The 21130-nt window shown below is 49.7% G+C and carries 17 protein-coding genes; 15 read left to right on the forward strand and 2 right to left on the reverse strand.

Translation table 11 applies throughout. The annotated features are described in order from the left end of the window. Nucleotides 1-100 precede the first annotated feature (100 nt). From AACH73_RS10530 to AACH73_RS10565, 8 genes are all read left to right on the forward strand, one after another. Complete coding sequence (locus AACH73_RS10530) at nt 101-1948, forward strand: asparagine synthase-related protein (RefSeq protein ID WP_338734878.1); 1848 nt, start codon at nt 101-103, stop codon at nt 1946-1948. Then, nucleotides 1945-2838, forward strand: coding sequence for a hypothetical protein (locus tag AACH73_RS10535; RefSeq protein ID WP_338734879.1), 894 nt, complete (start codon nt 1945-1947; stop codon nt 2836-2838). Before AACH73_RS10530 ends, AACH73_RS10535 begins: the two co-directional genes overlap by 4 nt. Continuing rightward, a complete protein-coding gene (locus tag AACH73_RS10540) occupies nt 2819-4561 on the forward strand; it encodes an ABC transporter ATP-binding protein (protein ID WP_338734880.1) in 1743 nt (580 codons plus the stop codon). Before AACH73_RS10535 ends, AACH73_RS10540 begins: the two co-directional genes overlap by 20 nt. Before the next feature lie 184 nt (nt 4562-4745). After that, on the forward strand, nt 4746-6161 hold the full coding sequence (locus AACH73_RS10545; RefSeq protein ID WP_338734881.1) for a nucleotide sugar dehydrogenase: 1416 nt from the start codon (nt 4746-4748) through the stop codon (nt 6159-6161). Then, entirely contained in the window at nt 6161-7144 is a 984-nt protein-coding gene (locus AACH73_RS10550) for an NAD-dependent epimerase/dehydratase family protein (protein ID WP_338734882.1), read from the forward strand. The genes AACH73_RS10545 and AACH73_RS10550 overlap by 1 nt, the downstream gene beginning before the upstream one ends. A 27-nt stretch (nt 7145-7171) precedes the next feature. Next, nucleotides 7172-8251: a glycosyltransferase family 1 protein gene (locus AACH73_RS10555; protein WP_338734883.1), complete on the forward strand. Its 1080-nt coding sequence runs from the start codon at nt 7172-7174 to the stop codon at nt 8249-8251. A gap of 77 nt (nt 8252-8328) precedes the next feature. Next, nucleotides 8329-9534 (forward strand): glycosyltransferase, encoded by a 1206-nt coding sequence (locus AACH73_RS10560; protein ID WP_338734884.1) that lies wholly within the window; start codon nt 8329-8331, stop codon nt 9532-9534. Nucleotides 9535-9558: 24 nt separating this feature from the next. Next, the gene (locus AACH73_RS10565; protein ID WP_338734885.1) at nt 9559-10518 is read left to right on the forward strand and encodes a glycosyltransferase; all 960 of its coding nucleotides are present in this window, start codon (nt 9559-9561) and stop codon (nt 10516-10518) included. A 47-nt stretch (nt 10519-10565) separates the two neighbouring features. Here the strand turns inward: AACH73_RS10565 and AACH73_RS10570 are convergent, their stop codons facing one another. Further along, nucleotides 10566-11735 (reverse strand): nucleotide sugar dehydrogenase, encoded by a 1170-nt coding sequence (locus tag AACH73_RS10570; RefSeq protein ID WP_338734887.1) that lies wholly within the window; start codon nt 11733-11735, stop codon nt 10566-10568. 270 nt (nt 11736-12005) lie between these two features. Here AACH73_RS10570 and AACH73_RS10575 point away from each other — a divergent pair, with 270 nt between their 5' ends. The 5 genes from AACH73_RS10575 to AACH73_RS10595 all read left to right on the forward strand — a co-directional run bounded on the left by AACH73_RS10575 (nt 12006) and on the right by AACH73_RS10595 (nt 17344). Then, nucleotides 12006-12440: a VanZ family protein gene (locus tag AACH73_RS10575; RefSeq protein ID WP_338734889.1), complete on the forward strand. Its 435-nt coding sequence runs from the start codon at nt 12006-12008 to the stop codon at nt 12438-12440. 155 nt (nt 12441-12595) lie between these two features. Next, on the forward strand, nt 12596-13363 hold the full coding sequence (locus AACH73_RS10580; RefSeq protein WP_338734890.1) for a metallophosphoesterase: 768 nt from the start codon (nt 12596-12598) through the stop codon (nt 13361-13363). Nucleotides 13364-13526: 163 nt separating this feature from the next. After that, on the forward strand, nt 13527-14480 hold the full coding sequence (locus AACH73_RS10585) for a glycosyltransferase (protein ID WP_338734891.1): 954 nt from the start codon (nt 13527-13529) through the stop codon (nt 14478-14480). Nucleotides 14481-14756: 276 nt separating this feature from the next. Next, nucleotides 14757-16355, forward strand: coding sequence for a hypothetical protein (locus AACH73_RS10590; RefSeq protein WP_338734892.1), 1599 nt, complete (start codon nt 14757-14759; stop codon nt 16353-16355). 56 nt (nt 16356-16411) lie between these two features. Then, entirely contained in the window at nt 16412-17344 is a 933-nt protein-coding gene (locus AACH73_RS10595) for a glycosyltransferase family A protein (RefSeq protein WP_338734893.1), read from the forward strand. A gap of 2 nt (nt 17345-17346) precedes the next feature. Here the strand turns inward: AACH73_RS10595 and AACH73_RS10600 are convergent, their stop codons facing one another. After that, the gene (locus AACH73_RS10600; protein ID WP_338734894.1) at nt 17347-18252 is read right to left on the reverse strand and encodes a glycosyltransferase; all 906 of its coding nucleotides are present in this window, start codon (nt 18250-18252) and stop codon (nt 17347-17349) included. Between the two features lie 606 nt (nt 18253-18858). Here AACH73_RS10600 and AACH73_RS10605 point away from each other — a divergent pair. Continuing rightward, entirely contained in the window at nt 18859-19929 is a 1071-nt protein-coding gene (locus AACH73_RS10605; protein ID WP_338734895.1) for a glycosyltransferase, read from the forward strand. 27 nt (nt 19930-19956) lie between these two features. Continuing rightward, complete coding sequence (locus AACH73_RS10610) at nt 19957-21129, forward strand: glycosyltransferase (protein WP_338734896.1); 1173 nt, start codon at nt 19957-19959, stop codon at nt 21127-21129. Nucleotide 21130 lies beyond the last annotated feature (1 nt).

Here is a 21130-nt window from a genome sequence, read left to right on the forward strand (position 1 = left end):
CGCACGCTTTTGTTTACAGTGGGGACGAGATAGTCGTGGGCGACGAAAACGGTGAAGCGGCGGAATTCTTGTTTTTGACCGCAATGCAAAATGCCTCAAAATGACAGGTCTTGCGGCTTCATTTGGAAATCCAGGCGCTCAATCTGTTCAGACGGTGCGCCATCTATTGTCTGAGATGCGTCATCGGTCTCGTGATGGCGAAGCGGTCGAGAGCTATAACGAAGCGACTTTCGGAATTGCTTATACGGCCAAGTTACCGGAAGATACGCAAGCGCCTGAGATTTGGAACACAGACGAATGGTTGATAATTGCGGACGCGCGCCTCGATAACAGAGCTGAACTAACGGCGCAGCTTTGTCCTGAAGGTGAAGTGCACAGCGACTGCAGGCTATTATACCTTGCGATTGAGTATTGGACTGACGAAGCGCCGAGGCACCTGAGGGGTGACTTTGCTTTTGTCGCCCTCAACAAAGCTACAGGTACGATCCTTGCGTGCCGAGATCCGTTCGGCATAAGACCGCTCTTTTTTCGGGTTGAAGAAGGCGTTTTGTCGTTTTCGACGGAGGCCCGTGGACTCATAAACTTAGCGATAAGGTCGCCTCGCCTAAATATTTCGGATGTACGCATATCGCACACAATCAGTGCGGTTACAGGTAATGGTTCAAAGGGGGGCGAGGCCGAAATTCGTGGTCTCTATCGCGTTCAACCTGGACACCTTCTTGTCAAGAATAAAGAGGAACTAACAGAAGTTTCCTACTTTAAGCTTCGACCGGCTGAACTGGCGCCCGATCCAGACTGGCCTTCGGAGTTTAGACGGCGCTTTGAAGATGCCGTCGAATCACGACTACGGACAAAAGGAAAACTGGCCACCCTGCTAAGCGGAGGCCTCGACTCATCGGCGATAACGGCTGTTGCCGCCCGTCAAAGCGCGAAAAATTTTTGCGCGGTCGCAGGCATTTTCAAGGAAAAGGCTTCCGGAGATGAAGAGATTTACATCGAGGCCGTGGGAAATCACCTCGGTTTGGATGTGCTCAAAGTTCCACTTGATGAGGTCTCGCCCATTAAGGCAATGCAATCGATAATTGCCGCAATGGGGCGGCCTTTCAATGCTCCGGGTATAGCTGTCCTGGACTCACTTTTGCCGCACATATCGAAATCTGGCGCGATGCACTACCTCGATGGGCATGGCGGCGACGAGGTTATATCCTACGGGTTCGATAAGTTGATCGAGCTCGGACGGCAGAAAAAGTGGCTCGAACTTTGGAAACAAATGCCAGCATGGTCGGGCCTGTTTGGTACGTCTCAACTGTTGGATTTCGCACGTTTCTTTTTGCGGTTTTCAACTCTGCCAGGCACTTACCGGCTCAGACGTACACTTTTGAGCCTCGGTAAAGGCAAGCTGACCGATCCAGGGCGTTTGGTGAAAGAGAAATTTGCAGGGAATCTGCCGGCAAAAGAACCTATAGGCAAAACGGCTCTCGAGCGCCATGTTCAGAGCATACAAAACGGCCTTCTCTGCGAAAGCTTTGAACTATATGATGTAGTGGCGAGCCGACATGGTCTGCAACCTTTGTTTCCTTTTTTCGATCAGCGATTAGTCGAATTTTGTCTAGCCGTTCCTGACGACCTGAAGCTGCACAACGGCCATACGCGTTATCTCATGCGAGAGGCGATGCAATCTTATTTACCGTCCAAGGTGTTATGGCGACGCTCTAAGTTTGACTTTACACCCGTCTTACGACGCCAACTTGCCCCCTGGCAAAAAGAAACGGATCTAAACGACGACGCGCGCTCTTCCCCTCTTCTGAACATTCTTTCGCAGGAAAGAATAACATCCTTTCTCAAAAAATGTCAGGATACGCACAGGCTTAAAAGTGAAGACGCTCAATTGTTGTGGCGAATTATATCTCTAGATTATTGGCTAAAAACATTAGAAAAAGAAAAATGAATATTTATAGAGCCTTTGGATATTATATAGAATCTGAACTGGACATACCAGAATTTTCAAAAACTGGACCCAATTCTATCGACTTTTCCATCAAAAGGCAAAATTCAGTCGGATCTAAGCATGACCCGTCGCGTGATTTTATGGTTTTTCACTCGATGGACAGAGTTGAGCTTAATTGGGCGCTGATAGGCTATTTTGAAGTCCTCAATCGCAACCTCATCATCGCCGCCATAAGACCAGACTGCGACGAAGGACTTGTCCGCTTTCCTCTTCTAGGGGCAGTTATGGCACTCCTTCTGCAACTGAACGGACGCCTCATTCTTCATGCGAGTTCCACGGAGCGGGCGGGCGCGGCGGCAACATTTCTAGGGGATAAGGGGGCAGGAAAGTCGACCACAGCCGCAGCTATGATCACGGGGGGGCATGCACTGCTGTCGGATGACGTCGTTTCTGTGCTGCCAAAAGCCCCACCGATGATTTTTCCGGCCTACCCGAATGTTAAACTCGCCCCGGCAACTGCCGAGAGCGTCGGGCTCGCCGGCGAGGTTCGTCCCAAGGTGGTCGCTCCTGGCCTAGATAAGGACCAGTATATACCTAGTGCCACCTTTCAAACCAACCCTACACCTGCCAAGGCTTTTTTTGTACTCGAACGCGGGCTTGAGCTTAGCATCAAACAATGTACGGCGCTTGAGAGCTTCAACTACGCTATGCGGTTTTCGTATCTCCGCAGGTTTGGATCGGAGGTTCTCAAAGACGGACTAGGCGAACAAATTCTGAGTCAGTGCACAGAAATCGCGCGCAACTCAAATTTCTATCGGCTCACTCTACCGGAAGATTTGAAGGCGCTTCCAAAAGCCCAGGAGATTGTGGATGGTATTCTCACGGCTTAAGGCAAAGGGGGGCCGTTTCAAAACGGGACTCTTGAGGGTTTGGAACCTTGCCTCGTATCTCTATTCGACCTCGCGACGGAATTTCCTTCAAATCTGCATCTGGTTGCTCGTAGGATCAATCTGTGAAGGCGCGGCATTAGCCCTCCTCTATCCGGCGCTTGCTATTGTCACGGGCCATCCTCTTGCCCTTCCAATTTTTGACGCCTTGAGCCTTCGTTACGGCTTAACGGATGAATTTCGCTTTATTTCTCTTCTATCAGCCTTTTTCGCCTTAACGGTTTTTGGGGCTCTTGCGGCGAGGCAACGCGCCATAGCCGTCGCCTTTTTATTGTCGGCGACCATGAAGCGGGTGAGGCTTGCGCTCTTTGCATCGATCGCACAATCTTCTTGGTCATTCCTGTCAACGCGTCGCTCCGACGACATAGCACACCTGATAAATGGCGAGATTGAGAGACTGGAAACCGCTGTAGGCTGCATCGTTCTGAGCGCGCAGAATTTCTTTTTCCTGGCAATCTATACCCTGTTATCTCTCCTTGTCTCGCCCGGAATAACTCTGTTTTCCGTTGGGGTGGGGATAGGCATTTATCTAGTCCTCTCCAAAGCCCGACGCCAATCGGGCGATTTCGGACACCGCCTTACAGAATTTAAACAGCTTCAGTTTCGTCTGGTCGGCACCTTTCTGTCGGCCGTTAAGACCATTAAAGCCTACAACGCTGAGAAAGCCTACGTCAGCAGCGTTGATAAGTCTCTGACGGATGCCTACGCTGAGACGAACGCCTACGTCAGCGCCAGTACATGGTCAGGGGTCTTTTTCACGAGCTTAACGGCGTTGGCCCTGGCCGCGTTTTTGGCAGTATCTATACTCGTCTTTAAGGCGTCAGTTTCTGAAATCGGAACACTGTTAATCATTTTTAGCCGGCTCGGGCCTCGTTTCAGTGCCGTTCAGGATCAGGCACAGGCCCTTCTAATGAACCTCCCCGCCTTCGAAGCTCTTCAGCGGTTGAGGCGCGACGCGTCTTCGCATGCCGAACCCAATAGCGGTGCCAGCCCCCTCCCAAGATTAACACGTGACGTGTGTTTAAAAGAGGTGTGTTTCAGCTATGGGGACCGGATGGTCCTTAAAGACCTAAACCTGCAAATCCGTGTGGGAATGATTGTCGCCATAACGGGTCCCTCTGGCGGGGGCAAATCCACCCTAGCTGACCTAGTTTTAGGTCTTCAGAGGCCGCAAAAAGGGGCCTTATTCGTTGACGATCATCGACTCGAAGATTCTGACTGCCGAAACTGGCGCCAACAAATCGCCTACGTTCCCCAGGAAAGCCAGATTTTTAATGGGTCCCTGAGGGATAACCTCACCTTTGGCCAACTCAACGCCTCTGATGAAGATATAAAACGCGCACTCGTGCTCGCGCACGCAAACGAGTTTACCGACTTAATACCAGGCGGGCTTGATGCCGATTTAAGTACTGAGTACACCGGCCTTTCTGGTGGACAAAAGCAAAGATTGTCGATCGCACGAGCTATTGTTCGTCAACCGCGTTTGTTTGTGTTTGACGAACCGACAAGTGCCCTCGACGCCTACTCGGCCGGCTTAATTTTGAACACTTTAGACCAGCTTAAACAGACAAGCGCCGTCCTCGTGATCAGTCACGATCCTTTGGTGATAAAACGTGCGGACAGGGTGCTCGAATTGACGGGGGCGGGTCACGGTGATGTTCTTTAATGGAGAAAAAAGCCTCTCATTTTGAGACAACAGTGTTACCGCTTGTGCGAGAAGCGGACTTCACGTTAAGGTTTTCCTGACGTGTCGCCTATATGACGGTAAGTCTCGGCAAGATATTGCTGTTTTTCTATGTAAAACAAACGCTTCATGTAACCCCTACCGGGGAACGAATTTTTCAAGGCGCTTGCCGCTCTCAGGCCCGTTTTTTGCTCAGAACTCAAACAACTCTTTCATTTTAGGCGCTAATTTGATGCTCCCGATCAGCTATCGAGATAAAAAAATTTGTATCATCGGCCTTGGGTACGTAGGTCTCACCCTCGCAGTTGCGATGGCGGATGCCGGCTTCCGGGTCCACGGCGTAGAAACTAACCCTGAAATCTTGAAATGTCTTTCGGAGGGGCGAGCGCATTTCTCCGAAGTCGGCCTGAATGAACGTCTCGCGCTGCAACTGCAGAATGGCCGCTTCACATTTGCGCCAAAGGTGATGCCGGACGAGGAAACCACTGTCTATGTCGTAACGGTCGGCACGCCCCTAAATGCGCACAAGCGCACAAACTATGAGTCGTTCAAGACCGTCATGACCGCTATCTCGACGGTCATCCAGGAGGGCGACATGGTGGTTTTGCGATCCACGGTTCGTGTCGGCGTGACTACAGAGTTTGCTAAGCCCGTTCTTGATGCAACCGGTAAGTGGTATGATTTGGCTTTTTGCCCGGAACGGACGCTCGAGGGTAAAGCGCTTGCTGAACTGAGTACGCTTCCTCAGGTCGTCGGGGGCATAAATGATCGGTCGACCTTCCGCGCCTCGCAGCTTTTTAGCTTCCTCACACCGTCGATTGTACGTGTGCAAAACGCTGAAACAGCAGAGATGGTTAAGCTGATCAATAATACACAGCGTGACATGATCTTCGCGTTCGCGAATGAAGTGGCAGAGATGTGTGACCAATTGGGCATATCAGCGAAGGAAGTCATCGCGTCTGGAAACCTCGGCTATCCTCGCGCAAACCTGCCCTATCCCGGCCCCGTGGGTGGCCCGTGCCTGGAAAAGGATCCCTACATCCTCGCTGAAGGCCTCGAACACATAGGTTACAAGCCCGAGATCTCATTGACTGGCCGCCACTGGAACGAGGGCCTCCCCTCGCGTACGGTTTCTCGTATGGCTAATGAGCTTCGGGCAAAAGGCGCACCTGGAAATCTGAAAATTAGTATACTGGGTGCAGCCTTTAAAGGCCGCCCGGAAACAGACGATCTTCGCGGCTCTTTGGTCATTCAGATCATTACCGAGCTTAAGGAGGCATTCCCACAGGCTCAATTGTCGGGATGGGATCCCATTGTCACGAGCGAAAATCTGCAGTCCTTAGGTATCACACCCTATGAAACTGCTGAAGGCGCCTTTGAGGGTGCCTCCCTCGTGATCATGCAAAACAACCACCCCGCTCTAGAGCGCCTGAAGCTTGGAAAACTCTCCGAGTTGATGTCTAAACCGGGCCTTATTTTTGACTATTGGCACCAGCACGATTTGCGCGTCAACGCTGAACTGGCAGACGGCGTTCGATATGCTCCGCTGGGCGCTTTTAATGCGAAGACGGAGATCGCGTAATGACAAAGATTGTAGTCACCGGGGTCGCCGGCTTTCTAGGCTTCCATCTGGCCCGGTTTCTTTTGGCGCGTGAAAACACTGAGGTGATTGGCGTCGACAATCTGGTGCGCGGAGTTCACGATCAGGCGCTGCAAAGCCTGACATCGCACAAAGGTTTCAGCCTGATCAAGGCGGATCTCTCTGACGAGAGTGCCGTGGCGGCATTGCCCATTGATGTAGACTACGTCTATCATCTGGCGGCGATGAACGGCACGCAAAACTTCTACGAACGCCCCATGGACGTCATCCGCCATTGCACCCTACCGACCATGCTCCTTGCTGAACATTACGGCAAACACGCACGGTTGAAGCGCTTCATCTACGCGGGTACGAGTGAGAGCTACGCATCGACTGTGACGCGATTTAACTGGCCGGTACCGACCGACGAAACGGTTCCTCTCTCAATTGACGACATTACCAACCCGCGCTGGTCTTACGCTATGGGGAAGATGCACGGCGAGGTCGTAACAGCTCAGGCCGGGCGCGCCTATGATATGGCCTACTCAATCGTGCGTTTCCATAACGCATACGGTCCGAGAATGGGTGACAAGCACGTGGTACCCGACTTTTATGCTCGTGCCCGCGATGGCATCTTTGAGTTGTACGGATATGAGGATACTCGGGCATTCCTTTACGTAGATGACGCGGTCAGGGGCACCGCACTGATTGGCGAAACAGCTGCGTGCGCTGGACAGATCGTCAATCTGGGCGGCGCCCGGGAAATCACCATGCTTGAACTGGGCCAGCTCATGCTTGAGGTCCGCGGCATAAAGGCGGAGATTAACTGCCATCCATCACCCTCCGGAAGCGTGAAAAGACGTGCTCCAGACCTTACGAAACTGCGAGAGTTGACGGGTTTCGAAGAGACAGTATCCCTGTCACGCGGTCTTGAGCTTACCGCTAAATTTTACCTCGATGATGAACTTGTAGGCTTCGGAGCGTAAGCAGCGCCCCGTCAAATGGAGTAACTCGTGCACCGTCGTGTCGTACTGAACGGAAAATTCCTGTCGCAGAAAATGACGGGTGTACAGCGTGTGGCATTTGCCTTCGCGAAAGGCCTTAAGGCACGCTTTGAGGCAGATGGTCGCGCAGATGACCTGCGTATTGCCCTCCCTAAGGGGGCAACCTCGCAGGCGATCAACTTATCGCCTCACTCAGCATCTCTGCTTAAGGGCATTCCATGGGAGCAGTTCGAACTCCCTGCGCAGGCTGGCAATGATCTCCTCGTAAACCTCTGCAATGTCGGGCCTTTGGTTCGGCAAGGCGATGTTTTGCTTATTCATGACGCTCAAGCGTTCATATCTCCCGAATCGTACTCGAAAGCGTTTGGTTTGTGGTACCGAACGATCCTGCCTCATCTCGCTCAAAAGGCCGCCCGAGTGCTAACCGTGTCGGGATACGCCCGCGAGTGCCTGGCAAAGGCTGGCGTGATCTCAGATGAGAAGATTGAGGTGATCCACAATGGCGTGGATCATATTCTTGATGTGACGCCTGACACCGCCACCCTGACGCGTTTAGACCTCAAACCAAAGGCCTACTTCCTGGCACCGGGGACGGTTCAAGCACACAAGAACATCAAAGTGGTGGTCGAGGCGGCACGTCTGATCGAAAAAGATGGCATAAATGTTGTGTTGTTTGGCCCAGCCAGCGCGGCCGACTTTGCCAGCGCAGGCTTTTTATTGCCTTCAAACGTGCGCGTCCTTGGCCGGGTAAGTGACGGCGAGATGAGGACGCTTATTGAAGGCGCAAAAGCTTTCCTATTTCCTTCGGCTACGGAAGGCTTTGGCCTGCCTCCGCTGGAGGCCATGCTGTTAGGCACGCCAGCGGTTGTTGCACCCTGCGGCGCTTTACCCGAGCTGGTAGAGGATAGCGCGCTCTATGCTGATCCTAACTCCCCCGAGGCGTGGGCGGACGCCATAAGCGTCCTCAATAATTCTGATGCGCAATGCCACGATCTGGGTATGACAGGAATGCGACAGGCTCAGAAATTCAACTGGCAATCTGCATCTGATAAGCTTTACCGCGTGATTTTGGACGCTCAGAGACTATGATGTTTTTTTTGCGGTCTTAACGGTCCGCTAGCACGTCTCTTGCAGTGTGACGTCACACGCAGAATTGGACCAGAACTATGTCCCGAACTGAAAAAAGAAATCTAAGGTCAGAAGGCCGCCGTCCGAGGATTGCATTCGTCCATGAGTGGTTCACGCATTTCGCAGGCTCTGAGAAGGTTCTCGAGGCGATGCATAAGGACTACCCGGACGCAGATATCTTTGCTCTTATCGATGTCATACCGGAAAAAGAACGTCCCGCATTCCTAAAAAACCGGGACATCAAGACATCTTTTCTGCAGAAGCTCCCTTTCATACGACATTATTACCGCTTCCTGCTCCCGATTTTGCCGTTCGCAGTCGAGCAACTGAACCTTTCAGGATATGATATCGTCGTGACGAACAGTCATGCGGTGGCAAAAGGGGTAATCACGGGCCCCAATCAATTGCACATCTGTATGTGCTACACACCCATGCGTTACGCATGGGATCTCCAGGATCAATACCTCGAGAATTCGAAATTTCCAGGACCTATGCAGTGGCTCGCCCGGTGGTTCCTTCATAAAATCAGAATTTGGGACGTTCGAACGGCAAACGGCGTTGACCATTTCATAGCCGTCTCCAAATACATAGCCCGACGTATACGGAAGGTATACCGCAGAGACTCGACCGTCATTCACTGTAACGTTGAGACTGACAATTTCACAATCGGCGCAGCGCCGGGGGACTTCTATTTGGCCGCCTCCCGAATCGTCCCTTACAAAAAGATGCGACTTATTGTTGAGGCGTTTAACGAGATGCCGGACAAAAAGCTCTGTGTTATTGGAGCTGGTCCAGGCCTTAAGACCCTTAAGGCGATAGCAAAGTCAAACGTTGAGGTAATGGGATATCAGCCCTATAAGGTTCTGCTCGAAAAGATGCAGACCGCTCGGGCATTTGTTTTCGCCGCCGAGGAAGATTTTGGTATTGTGCCTGTAGAGGCGCAAGCGTGTGGCACACCCGTGGTTGCCTACTCTGTGGGCGGCGCGGCCGAAACTGTTGTTGACGGAATTACGGGCGTTCACTTCCACGAACAGACGGTCCCCGCAATTTGCTCTGCCGTTGAACGCCTCGAACGGATTAGAGAGGGGTTCGATCGCGAGACCATTCGCGCCCACGCTCTAAAGTTTTCCACTCAGCGTTTCCGTCGCGAATTCAGTGAGCTCCTGGAAGAAAAATGGCGTCTTCACTGCGATGACATTGCCATCAAACCTGTTGAACCGAAGTTCGAAAAAATCGCCGGATAAGGCACCTTAAAGGATCTCGCAGGAATGTCTTCTTCAAAAAAGAGTTGCGTCTGCTATGCGGTAGACGACAACTACCTATTTCCGACGCTTCTAAGCGCAAGTCAGGTTCGTCAATATAATAAATCACGTGATACGGACGTTGTCATTATCTGCATTGCGGCGCCGTCCGAGAAGACAAAGCTCGCTGCAGAGGTTGCACGCGAGCTGGGGATCTCTTTTATTGTGAAACCCTTAAGTGCTATCGACAACATGCACCCGATGTTTGGGCGGCTGTTCCTTAACGATCTCCTGCCAGAGCTTTATGAACGTACTGTCTATATTGACGGTGATACTCAAGTTGTTGGCAGTCTTGAACCCCTCATTGAAGCCGAAATTCCGACCGGACATTTTTTGGCCGCTCGCGACCCGGCAGCCCTATTTGCAAAGCTTTCCCCAGCCTGGTACCGGACGATAAGTTCCGACCGGTTGGATGCAGGCATCACAGGGTCGCTCGATGACTATTTCAACACGGGTCTACTCGTTTTTGATCTGTCCAGCTGGCGACAGCTCAGCCAAGCCACGCTTGAAACCTTCCGTAAAAAAGAAGGGGGGTACAAGTTCGGAGATCAGGATCCTATGAACGTGGCTGTTGGCGACAAATGTATATACATCCCCAACACCTGGAATTTCCCAGGCTTCCTTATTGGGACGCCAGCCGAAGATCGGGCGCAGCCGATTGTCTATCACTTTATGTCTAATCCCAGGCCCTGGACCCATACGGGTAAGCCGTGGGGGGCGGCCTGGTCGAAGCCATACCAGAAGTTTATAACGCGCTTTCCTGCTTTGAGCTCGATAGCGCCCCGATCGACCCTATTTCAAAAGCTGAAGTACAAACTTCAGCAGCGCTTAAAACTCAATACGGAGTACGCACGCGTAGGAACGCTTTTAGAAGCAAAACCGACCCTATGTGTCGCAAAAACATATCGCGCCGGCACCCAGAACTGAACCGTAAATCAGAGCAGCCTCCCAAGAGTTATACGTTTACAGACGCCTTAGTCCGAACCGAACAGGTCTCGCGTGTAAATTTTCTCGGCAACATCCGTCAATTCATCGGTTGCTCTGTTAGCGACGATCACATCGGACATGGCTTTGAAGACCGACAAATCTCGTATGACTTTGGAATTGAAGAACTCGTTTGCCTCAAGCGTTGGCTCGAAGACGATGACTTCGACGCCTTTCGCCTTCAGCCGCTTCATTATTCCCTGAACGGAGGAATCTCGGAAGTTGTCTGAGTTTGCCTTCATTGTCAGTCGATAGATCCCGACCACCTTTGGCTTCTTGATAAGGATGCGCTCAGCAATAAAGTCTTTGCGCGTCGTATTTGCATCGACGATCGCTTTGATAAGATTCTGAGGCACCTCCGAATAATTGGCCAGCAACTGCTTGGTGTCTTTAGGCAAGCAGTAACCACCATACCCAAAAGACGGATTATTATACCCTTTTCCTATACGCGGATCGAGCGACACCCCCTCGATAATCTGTCGAGTGTTCAAGCCAAGGGACTCCGCATAAGAGTCTAATTCATTGAAGTAGGCCACGCGAAGAGCAAGGTAGGTATTGGCAAACAGCTTGATAGCCTCTGCCTCTTCACTGTCAGTAAAGAGGACTTCGATATGTTCCTTATCCGCCCCTTGTACCAGAAGGGTCGCAAAGGTCCGTGCTCGTTCCGACTGCTCACCGACGACGATGCGTGACGGATGCAGGTTATCATGAAGAGCCTTCCCCTCCCTTAGAAACTCCGGAGAGAAGATAATCCGATCACAGTTCATCTGAGATTTCAGACGGCGGGTGTATCCAACCGGGATCGTCGACTTGATGATAATGGTGGCCGTTTTATTAAACTCGATAATCTTCGAAATAACAGCCTCGATTGAACGCGTATCAAAGCGGTTTGTGGTTGGATCGTAGTTTGTTGGAGTGGCGACAATGATGAACTCGGCATCCGAAAATGCTTCATGCGCCTCTGATGTCGCGCGAAAATGGAGCTTTTCCTCGCTAAGAAAGCGCTCAATGTCGGGGTCGACTATAGGCGAGCGGCGCGCATTAAGCATAGAGACTTTTGAATCAACAATGTCGTAGGCGACCACCTCATTGTGCCGCGCCAGCAACATTGCGTTCGACAAGCCCACATATCCCATGCCGGCTATACCAATTTTGACCATTTTTACCTACTTTTTCCAAAGCCATCGGCCCTGACGTTTGCGTTTGCAGAGGGTCATCAATAGCCAAAGCTTGCTCCGCTTAGCGCAAAACGGTGGGGATCATCAACCAAAGACGAGACTAAATCACAATTCCAAGGGAGGCCAATCGATACGAGAACGGGGTGTGCTGATCGGCCTCACTGCGATTATAAACAAACATGATTTTTTAACCATAATAATCAGCCATTTATTTTCCATATCAGACTAGGGTGTCCTCAAAGGAGATCCTGAATGACCCGTGCTCAGAAAGCTATTCTTTTCGTCCGAACAGGCCTTGTGTCCCTATCGATACTCGTTGGGATACTTGTACTCGGCCCCTTCCAAGGCGCAGAACAGGCGTTCGGTTTGAACGATAAGGAAGCACACATCATTGCTTTTTTCGCGCTTACAATGATGCTTCATCTGGCTTTCCCGCGGATACGGCGAATGGACTTGGCACTCCTGGTGATTGTTGCTGGAGCCCTCATTGAGGTCATCCAGCTCTTCACAGGACGTAGCGCCAGTGTAACGGATTGGCTCGCTGACGTTATAGGTGTCGCCGGAGCAACGCTACCTGCCTATGCAGAGTCATTTAGGATTTACCAGCGTGCTGAAAAGTCTGGACGCCCCCTGCCCCGCCGTCGCTCTTCCGATCGGCCGAATGTCGCCAAAGCCAGGCCACATTAAAGCTACCCAAGGTTCAAAAGTACTTCTTTGAAAAGGCCTCGCCCAGTCGCGAGGCCTTTTTGTATCGCGAAGGACGCGCTCAATTACCTCTGTTTGCAATGCAACATTTGTGATAACCTCAAGGCTTACCCTTAGATTTTAACTCGGAGCTGTTTGTGGATCTCGCGCCGTTCCCAAAAAACGTGCATTTTTGCGATCCTAAGATTGGTCCGAAGATCGACCGTCTCACCTACGCAATTGGAGACATCCACGGCCGTTTCGATCTCTTCAAAAAGATGGTTCATCTCATCAAGGCGGACATGGAAGCTACTCAATCCAGCTGCCGAATTGTTCTCCTGGGCGACTACATAGATCGCGGCCGGGAGGCCTCCAGGGTTTTGAGCGGCATTAATGCCTTAAAAAAGGAAACCTGGTGTGATCTTGTGGCTTTAAAGGGAAATCATGAGCAGCTCTTTCTGCAATTCCTTAAGGACGCAAAAAACGGTCCGCAGTGGTTTCGCCATGGGGGAAGTGAAACCGTCCGGTCTTTTGGCCTGATCATGGACGAACCGAGAACCCCGGAGAGCTGGGCGGGCCTCCGGGATGAGTTGGCAAGGCGGATGACAAGGGGACAAAGACGGCTATTGTCAGATTTGCGGCTGAGCTTTGAGGCTGGGGACTACCTGTTTGTCCATGCTGGCGTTGATCCCTGGCGTGACAGAAGTACGCAAGGCGAGGAGGTCCTCCTTTGGATCAGGAACCGGTTTTTACGAGTCGACCGCGCCTGCAGCAAGGCGGTTGTACACGGGCACACACCCACTGAAGGCGTTGTGAATCAAAAATGGCGTATCGGCTTAGACACCGCAGCCCACGCTACCGGAGTTCTAAGCGCTATTCGTCTTGAAGGGCTCGACCGGCGAATTATTCAGGTCCGTGGAATTTGAAAGCTGCGGTAAAAAAAAAATGACGTCAAATGCGGTTACCGATACCTTATGATAGGACGCTTGGATTGCATATGGCGAAAACCTTTTACCCACCCAAAATTTCACTTCGTGAAATTAAAAAGTTCGACATACCAAATAAACTAGCCCGAGAATTCTGTCATAAATGCTGATAAGTGTAATCATCTGTACTAGGAACCGCGCGAACCAACTTCGGAGAGTGCTCGACTCCGCATCTGAGTTAATCGTGCCCGAACCTATCAATTGGGAACTTATAGTCGTCGACAATGGGAGCACAGATGACACTAAAGCGGTTTGCAATCTATATCAGGAAAATCTTCCCATAAAATATGTATTTGAGTCGTCACCCGGTCTTTCGTTAGCGCGAAATAAGGGCGTAGCGGCAGCACAAGGCGAATACATCTGCTGGACTGATGACGACGTCATTATCGACCCGCTGTGGCTACAAGCCTATTATCAAGCATTCCGAAAGTATCCTCATTCTGCGCTGTTCGGCGGAGTTATTGACCCACTTACCGAGATAGCTCTACCTGAATGGTGGAAACTTAATGAAAACACACTAGACAGCGTTCTGGCTAAACTAAATCTAGGTAACGTCGAAAGGCCTCTAACACTCGATAAAGACCTATTACCGTACGGAGCAAACTTCGCTGTCAAGACAGCTGAACAACGAAAATGGTTATACGATTTACACCTCGGCGTCAGCCCAAATCAAAACCGCCTAGGTGAGGAGACAGAGGTGATGCGCTCAATTCTAAAGACGGAAGAGGGTGTTTGGGTTCCCGGTGCCATTGTCTCGCATGTCATTCCCAAGGAAAGGTTGAGTTTTAAATACTTAGCAAAGTATTTCAAATCCGCGGGAGAGACTTGGGCCTACCTATCCACTTCAAATAAGGACAATTTTATGGGAAAAAGTTTTAATTTGAGAAGCAATTTTGTACCCATATGGATGTTAAGATCAATATTTTTCAACTTTATTTTGTATACTATATCAAGACTGACCGCAGGAAAAGCTAAATCTGTAATTTACTGGACGTCTTTGAATTACTCTATAGGTGCGGCAGGATATATTATAGAAAGATATATGATAAAAAATTAAACAATCAAAGACATCGCCTAAATTCCGCTTGATCAACGAAATACAATTGAAAAAAAAGGGAATTAATGTAGATTTTATGCACTAATTTTTTTACCGAATTTTTTACATGAGGTCTACAGTGCCATCAATATGGTGGACTCCATCAATCGACACAGATGGCTAACACCCCAATCTCGTACTACAATTAAATTTGCTGTGATAGCAGTCAGCCGTTTCATTTTGGCCGCTGTGTGCTAGGATCAATCCCTGATACAGAAGACGGACAATGGGGGCTTGATGGGGATCGACGCGTACAAGGCCGCAGGGTTACACCTAACAAAATGGTTAGCTAGTAAGATCAAAATCATTTGGCCTTTCACATGGGCTAAAATTCCGAGAATTTACGACGTATTTTTGCACGTTGCAGTATTTTTTTCTTTAATTACATTCATTGCATTTTTCATAATATCGAACCACGCATTGAGTATTTGGTTTGACGAATCATATTCTCTTTGGGCCACCAACAACAATTTAGGTTTTCGATATCTCTTTTCAGATATTTTGCGGCACGAAACAAATCCGCCCGTTTACTTTGTATTGCTGAAATTAGCCCGGCTCATTTATGATCAGGATATATTCACAGGAAAATTGCTAAATATATTTATACTATTTTTATCTATATTAGTCATATTGAAGGAAAATTCAGGCAAGCATTTGAAAAATATTTTCTTGTGTGTGATTTTAGGGAGTTCCGCTAGCTTAGCATATGCAGGAGAAATACGACCGCTTTTTTCGGCGATTTGTGTCGCCCATGTGTTAAGCTATTTCTATATAATGGCCGAATCTAGAGAAATATCTCGCCCATTTATTAAAACAATTACTGCCTCTGTTTTGCTTTCTTTGATACATGTGTATGGCGCTATATTCGCCATATCAATCGCACTAGCCGTTGCGTTAAGCGGATTTTTATACAAGCGTAACGACCTAACTAAACTCTCTTTGACCACACTTGTGTTCAGCTTTAGTGCATTCCTAGTGTGGTGGATCTGGATTAACTCGACCGACCGTGATGCCCTTGCTACCGTGCGATGGTTAAGCAACGATCCTATGTTTATCGTAGCTGCGCTTAAGGAAGGGGCCGGATACATTATTGGTCGAGGCGCCATATCCTACGCTGTTGCATTGCTCGCTTTTGTATTTTTTGCTCTGAGTAAAAACATTAGAATCAGCCGTTTAATATTTCTATCGACAATGGGGTTATTCTTCTTCCTTCCCGTGCTCATTTCATGGAAGGTGCCAATCGTTTTTGGAAGATATTTTGCCATTGGATGCGGCCCTTTGCTTGCCATGTTCCTAACTTGTGCCTGGCGCGAAGTGAATTCTAGAAATTTTGAACAATATGATATCCGGAAAGTGATTCTCGCGTCTTGTGGAATTGCGCTGTTCATAATCACGGCTGTATTGGGTCCGATCACAGCTATAAACGCACTGCGGTATCGTCCGTATTGGACAGGGATTGATACGGTGACAAAATTTGCGGGCGAGTGCTCTAACCGAAAAATAAGGGTTATTGACCCAATTAACCTTGATGAAACTTTTCGCTCCGAACGAGCATCGGCCCATGTCCTTTATGGATACAAGCTACTCGCTACACGTTCAGGGTTCGACATCGCCGATGGTAGAGAAAGCATAAGAGATGTGAGTGAAATTGACTGTCCAGTTGTTGCCTGGATTGAACATTCCAACCTTTTTGAAGATGGTAGAGAAGCAGTGACTCTTTCACAGTTGCGTGCACTTAGACTGACCAACCGATATGGACTTACGCTAAGCGTTTTTCGTCACCGAATGGGGGCAGTGGTCGTTAAAACGTCGACCGTCTCTGCGGTGTCTGAATGACTGTGTACGAGTTCCAAGTGCCTACAAACTGTCTCGATGCCTCGCTGGACTGAATCATGATAGAGATAGGCGTTATCATACCGTTTTATCAAAAGAATCGAGGCATACTTAGGCGTAGCCTAGAGAGCGTCTTGACCCAGACTGGACTCGGCAGGGTTTCAGTCAGCGTTATTGTAGTTGACGACGGCTCCCCCATTTCGGCAGATGAAGAAATTGAGGGACTGGTGTGGTCTCCTCCATTCTCGATCGATGTTATCAAATCCGAAAATGGGGGTGTTGCTCGAGCAAGGAATCGTGGCCTTGATCATGCCGGCTCGAGGTTCGATTATATAGCGTTCCTCGATTCTGATGACGAATGGCCAGCTACCCATCTTATTGACGCCATCCGTAGTCTTGAAGGCGGAGCGGATTTTTATTTTACCGACAACTCAAGACAGGGATTTCACGCATCACACTTGGGACAATCGAATGGTCCCATGAAAACTGGCCTCGCCCACCAAGACATTCTGAAGAACCGTCTGGAAGTCATTGCTCCAAATAGAATGGCGGAGTTATGTCTCACAGATTTCCCCTGCCAAGCATCTACCACAGTGTTTCGATCCTCCGCAGCTCGTGATCTTCGCTTTTCTGAGCGACTCAAATATTCCGGGGAGGATGTGTTGTTCTTTTTTGAGCTCGCCTGCCGCAGCCGAGCCGTGGTGTGTAACCCTCACTCGTCTGTTCAGTGCGGGACCGGTGTCAACATGTATTTTTCGAATCTGAACTGGGACTCAGAAAATTACATATACATTAAGTCTAATCATTTAAAACTTCAAATATATATTTTCAATTTTCGGAAATCCAATATCCGACTTTTTTGTTTAAACATTAAATACATGATATTGTGCGCGGGAGATTACGCATTTCACCTATTAAGGTCAATTGTAAAAAATGGTAAATCTGGATTGGCACGCGCGAGAGGCTCGCTTTTAGATTTATGCGATATTTAATTTTAGGCTTTTCTATAAAATAGATAAAGAAACGCCCCCTTTAAAATAAGAAAAAATTCTTTACTCGGCGTTATATAATGCGCGGTATTTTTTCGAAGCAGATGCGATATAAATCTTTTAAATGACCAATACAAATGCTTAAAAAACGGAAAATATTTAAACGTGTACTTTACTGAAACGGCGCCATTTCCCACAGCATATGACTCTAACAACTTTCTGCCGTCCTCAAACGTGCGCCTGCCATGAAAATGAAAAAGATGCATATTGGGCACGGTTTCCAGCGATACACCGGCCAGGTAAGCGCGATAGAAGTAATCTGTATCCTCGCCCGCCTTACACACACTGCCCGCACCTAAGCGCTCATCAAAAGGCCCGACGCGCTCAAAAACAGCTTTGGGGCCGACCATATTGCAGCCAATCAGCGACTTACCCATCAAGTCGCCCTCATCGGCGCGAGAAGCAGGCCGCTTCCATCGTCTCGACGTGGCTACTGGTTTCACCGTGAGAGGTAGATCATTTTCGTCCCCCAATAAAACTGACCCGCTCCTCAAAACGAGTTCGCCTCCATCTTTCTGAAAATGCGCCAAGAGATCTAAAAAGTAGCCCGAATGAACGCGGCAATCATCGTCGATAAAGGCAATAATGTCGCCGGATGCCCGCTCGATGCCTGCATTCCGGGCCGCTGACAGCCCCGTTTTAGCCGCAAATACATATTGGATATTGCATTCGTTTTTATCCCCCCAAGATCTGATTTCGTTCGCCGTCTCGTCAGTTGACGCATTGTCAACAACTACAATCTCGCTGCCTTCTGTGAGCTCGGCGGCACGAAAAGCCAGAAAGATGGCGTCGAGGCACAAGCCTATCAATTGGGCTCTGTCTTTCGTACAAACGATCACGGAAATTTTCATAAAATCTCTCTAAAAAAATAGACTGCCGAAGCCCTATTAGAGCCTAGTTCACTTTGAAATCAGAGGCTTGCAGTCAGCCGCTCTGGTGCCGCATATTATGTAGTCAAAAACGGCCCCAAGGGCATAGATGCGATCACGACCGATGCGGGTTTTCTGTTTAACCCTGATCAGTGTCGGCAATCAAGGTGGCGGGCAGACTCGAGGACCGGCCACAGGCGAGGCGCCTGACAGCTCGCTGAGAAAGGCCTTCCAATTAACCTTAAATATAAGTTTCAGTAAAATTCAAATTCTATCGTTTCAAAAAAATACGCTCGCTCATCAACAGGTGTCAAATGTGACCTTATGTTTAGCTTATCGTGTAGTCCTTTAGTGGACCGGGTGCAATGAGCGTTCCAAAATTTCCATGTTATTCTGGTCGCTACCCATCAATTTTTTATTTGCACAACGCGGCATGGGAAGTTACGGTAGTGTTCCTATACCAATTTGAAATTTCTATCGAGCGGCGAAGCTATACTTATGCGCGCGCCGAGTTTTGGTTCCGCTTTAGGCGGTGCTCATCAACCCGAAGGTCTGCGTAGATTGCGCCGAACCCACAAGAGGGCGAGATTGAAGATATTGTTCGCCAGTGGACGAGGTTACTTCCCTGAGGTTTCAGGTGGCGTGCAATCGAGCACTGACGCGCTTGCGCGCAGACTGACTGCCAGGGGACACACGGCTTCGGTATTAGCCGCACTTTATGGCGAAGGACTTTTTGGATTTGCGGCAAGGATAAAACTAAAGCTTGGAGGTTCAGGCTATGTCCGCGATCAACAACTCGGATATCCCGTCTTCCGATCATGGTCACCGGTCTCAGCGATACCGCAGCTTTGCAAACAGTTTAAGCCAGACGTGGCCCTCGTCCAGTGCGGCGGGTCAGTGCCCGTGGCCAAAGCGTTGATGTCACAGAATGTGCCGGTCGTTGTCTATCTGAGAAACGTCGAATTTCATGAGCTTGAAGGTGACATCACAGAGCTCAAGGGCTCGGATTTTATATCAAATTCCCATTTTACGGCTTTCGTCTATAAGTCGAGGTTTGGCATCGACTCAACCGTCATACCGCCAACCATAGATCCTGAGAACTATTGCACGGATACGCTTGGCGAGTTTGTCACGTTTATAAATCCGGTCGAGAAAAAAGGGCTTTCTGTCGCTTTGGGTGTCGCTAAGCTTTGCCCAGATATACCCTTCTTATTCGTAGAGAGCTGGCGTCTCAACAAAGAAGAAGAGACGTCCCTTCTGGCCCAACTGAATGCGCTGCCGAATGTAAAGTTTCGAAGACGCACCATGGATATGAAGGGCATATATAGACAAACCCGGGTTTTGCTGGCACCGAGTCTATGGGAAGAGGCCTGGGGGCGCGTTGCGTCGGAAGCCCAGTGCAGTGGGATACCGGTGCTGGCCTCAAATAGAGGTGGCCTACCTGAAGCCGTTGGATCCGGGGGGGTCGTTTTGTCACCCGATGCGCCTCTCGAACTCTGGGCGTCGACACTTCGAAGGCTATGGGCTGATGAGGCCTATTACTCTGATCTTTCAAAGCTCGCCGCCGCGCACGCATCACGCGAGGAGCTTGATCCAGATAAGCAATTTGAAGCTTTCTTAAACGTCCTCACACACGCCACGAAAAATCACAGTTCGTGATAAATGACCGTGGCTAAGGGGGCCGGAATGAAAGTCGGGTTCGTAGTTGGCCGTTTTCCGCAGTTATCTGAAACGTTTGTGGCACATCAGGTCAAGGCGACCCTCGAACACGGGTCGGAAGTTACGGTTGTTTGCGAAGGCGTGTGCGCCTTGCCAGCTACTGACCTGTCCTCGGCGGGGCGTCCATTGGCTGATTTTGCAGAAGATTGGTGGGGGCCTCTGGGGGCCTTGCGAGCGTCCCTTGCCCGATTGCCGCATCGCCTCAGCGACAAGATTATGACCGGCCTGGACACCCTCGCCCTGCCGCGCCTACGACGTCAAGACGTCGTCGTCGCACATTTCGGCTATAATGGTCTTCGCGTTGCCCGACTGATCAAACGAGGACTGATGAGGTGCCCACTCATAACCGTTTATCATGGATATGACGTGGGCGTACCCTACGCGGAGAACGGACTTGGCATCTATAAAGAACTCTTCAAGCATGGCCACCTTCATCTGACGGTAAATGAGCACTTTCGTCGTTTGCTCATAGAGGCGGGAGCCCCTGAAGATAGGACGTTTGTTCACCACATGGGTGTGAACCTTGAAGAGATACCTTTTCTAGAAAGGAACTTTTCGGATTCTCCTTTCCTGTTCGTATCTGTCAGCCGCCTGACGCAGAAAAAGGGAATTGAATTCGCGCTGCGTGCACTTGCCATTTTAAAGTCGGAGCGACCCGACATTTTGTGGCACTACAACATTGTTGGCGACGGCCCCCTGCTTACGCAACTGTGCGAGCTAAGAGATACGCTGGGACTAGACGAGCAGGTCACCTTCGAGGGCAGCCAATCACATGCGCGCGTTAAGGATATCCTTGCAACCGCGCATATCTTTTTACTGCCAAGTGTAACCGCTTCAAATGGTGATGTTGAAGGCATACCCGTCGCCATTATGGAGGCCATGGCCAGCGGTCTGGTCGTGGTGAGCACGATCCACTCTGGAATTCCAGAGATCGTTCAAGATGGGCTTACAGGCTTTTTAACCCAAGAACGAGACCCGGAGGCTTTATTCTCCGCATTCCTTAGAGTGTTCCAGAATACGGACGCATTAAATGAAATTGCCAAAAGGGCGAGAGAAAAAGTTGAATCCGATTTTAACAATATAAAACAAGATAAAAAATTTTTCCAGTATTTGGTAAATTCAAAGAATTATTTCCAATAAA

The organism is Asticcacaulis sp. DW145 (genome assembly GCF_037101385.1).
GTDB classification, from domain to species: domain Bacteria; phylum Pseudomonadota; class Alphaproteobacteria; order Caulobacterales; family Caulobacteraceae; genus Asticcacaulis; species Asticcacaulis currens.

Excerpts from the sequence above, each read along its gene's own strand:
- AACH73_RS10565 (WP_338734885.1), top strand. The coding sequence starts at position 9,559 with ATGTCTTCTTCAAAAAAGAGTTGCGTCTGCTATGCGGTAGACGACAAC.
- AACH73_RS10590 (WP_338734892.1), top strand. The coding sequence starts at position 14,757 with ATGGGGATCGACGCGTACAAGGCCGCAGGGTTACACCTAACAAAATGG.
- AACH73_RS10575 (WP_338734889.1), top strand. The coding sequence starts at position 12,006 with ATGACCCGTGCTCAGAAAGCTATTCTTTTCGTCCGAACAGGCCTTGTG.
- AACH73_RS10585 (WP_338734891.1), top strand. The coding sequence starts at position 13,527 with ATGCTGATAAGTGTAATCATCTGTACTAGGAACCGCGCGAACCAACTT.
- AACH73_RS10560 (WP_338734884.1), top strand. The coding sequence starts at position 8,329 with ATGTCCCGAACTGAAAAAAGAAATCTAAGGTCAGAAGGCCGCCGTCCG.
- AACH73_RS10530 (WP_338734878.1), top strand. The coding sequence starts at position 101 with ATGACAGGTCTTGCGGCTTCATTTGGAAATCCAGGCGCTCAATCTGTT.
- AACH73_RS10540 (WP_338734880.1), top strand. The coding sequence starts at position 2,819 with ATGGTATTCTCACGGCTTAAGGCAAAGGGGGGCCGTTTCAAAACGGGA.
- AACH73_RS10610 (WP_338734896.1), top strand. The coding sequence starts at position 19,957 with ATGAAAGTCGGGTTCGTAGTTGGCCGTTTTCCGCAGTTATCTGAAACG.
- AACH73_RS10535 (WP_338734879.1), top strand. The coding sequence starts at position 1,945 with ATGAATATTTATAGAGCCTTTGGATATTATATAGAATCTGAACTGGAC.
- AACH73_RS10570 (WP_338734887.1), bottom strand. The coding sequence starts at position 11,735 with ATGGTCAAAATTGGTATAGCCGGCATGGGATATGTGGGCTTGTCGAAC.
- AACH73_RS10550 (WP_338734882.1), top strand. The coding sequence starts at position 6,161 with ATGACAAAGATTGTAGTCACCGGGGTCGCCGGCTTTCTAGGCTTCCAT.
- AACH73_RS10600 (WP_338734894.1), bottom strand. The coding sequence starts at position 18,252 with ATGAAAATTTCCGTGATCGTTTGTACGAAAGACAGAGCCCAATTGATA.
- AACH73_RS10595 (WP_338734893.1), top strand. The coding sequence starts at position 16,412 with ATGATAGAGATAGGCGTTATCATACCGTTTTATCAAAAGAATCGAGGC.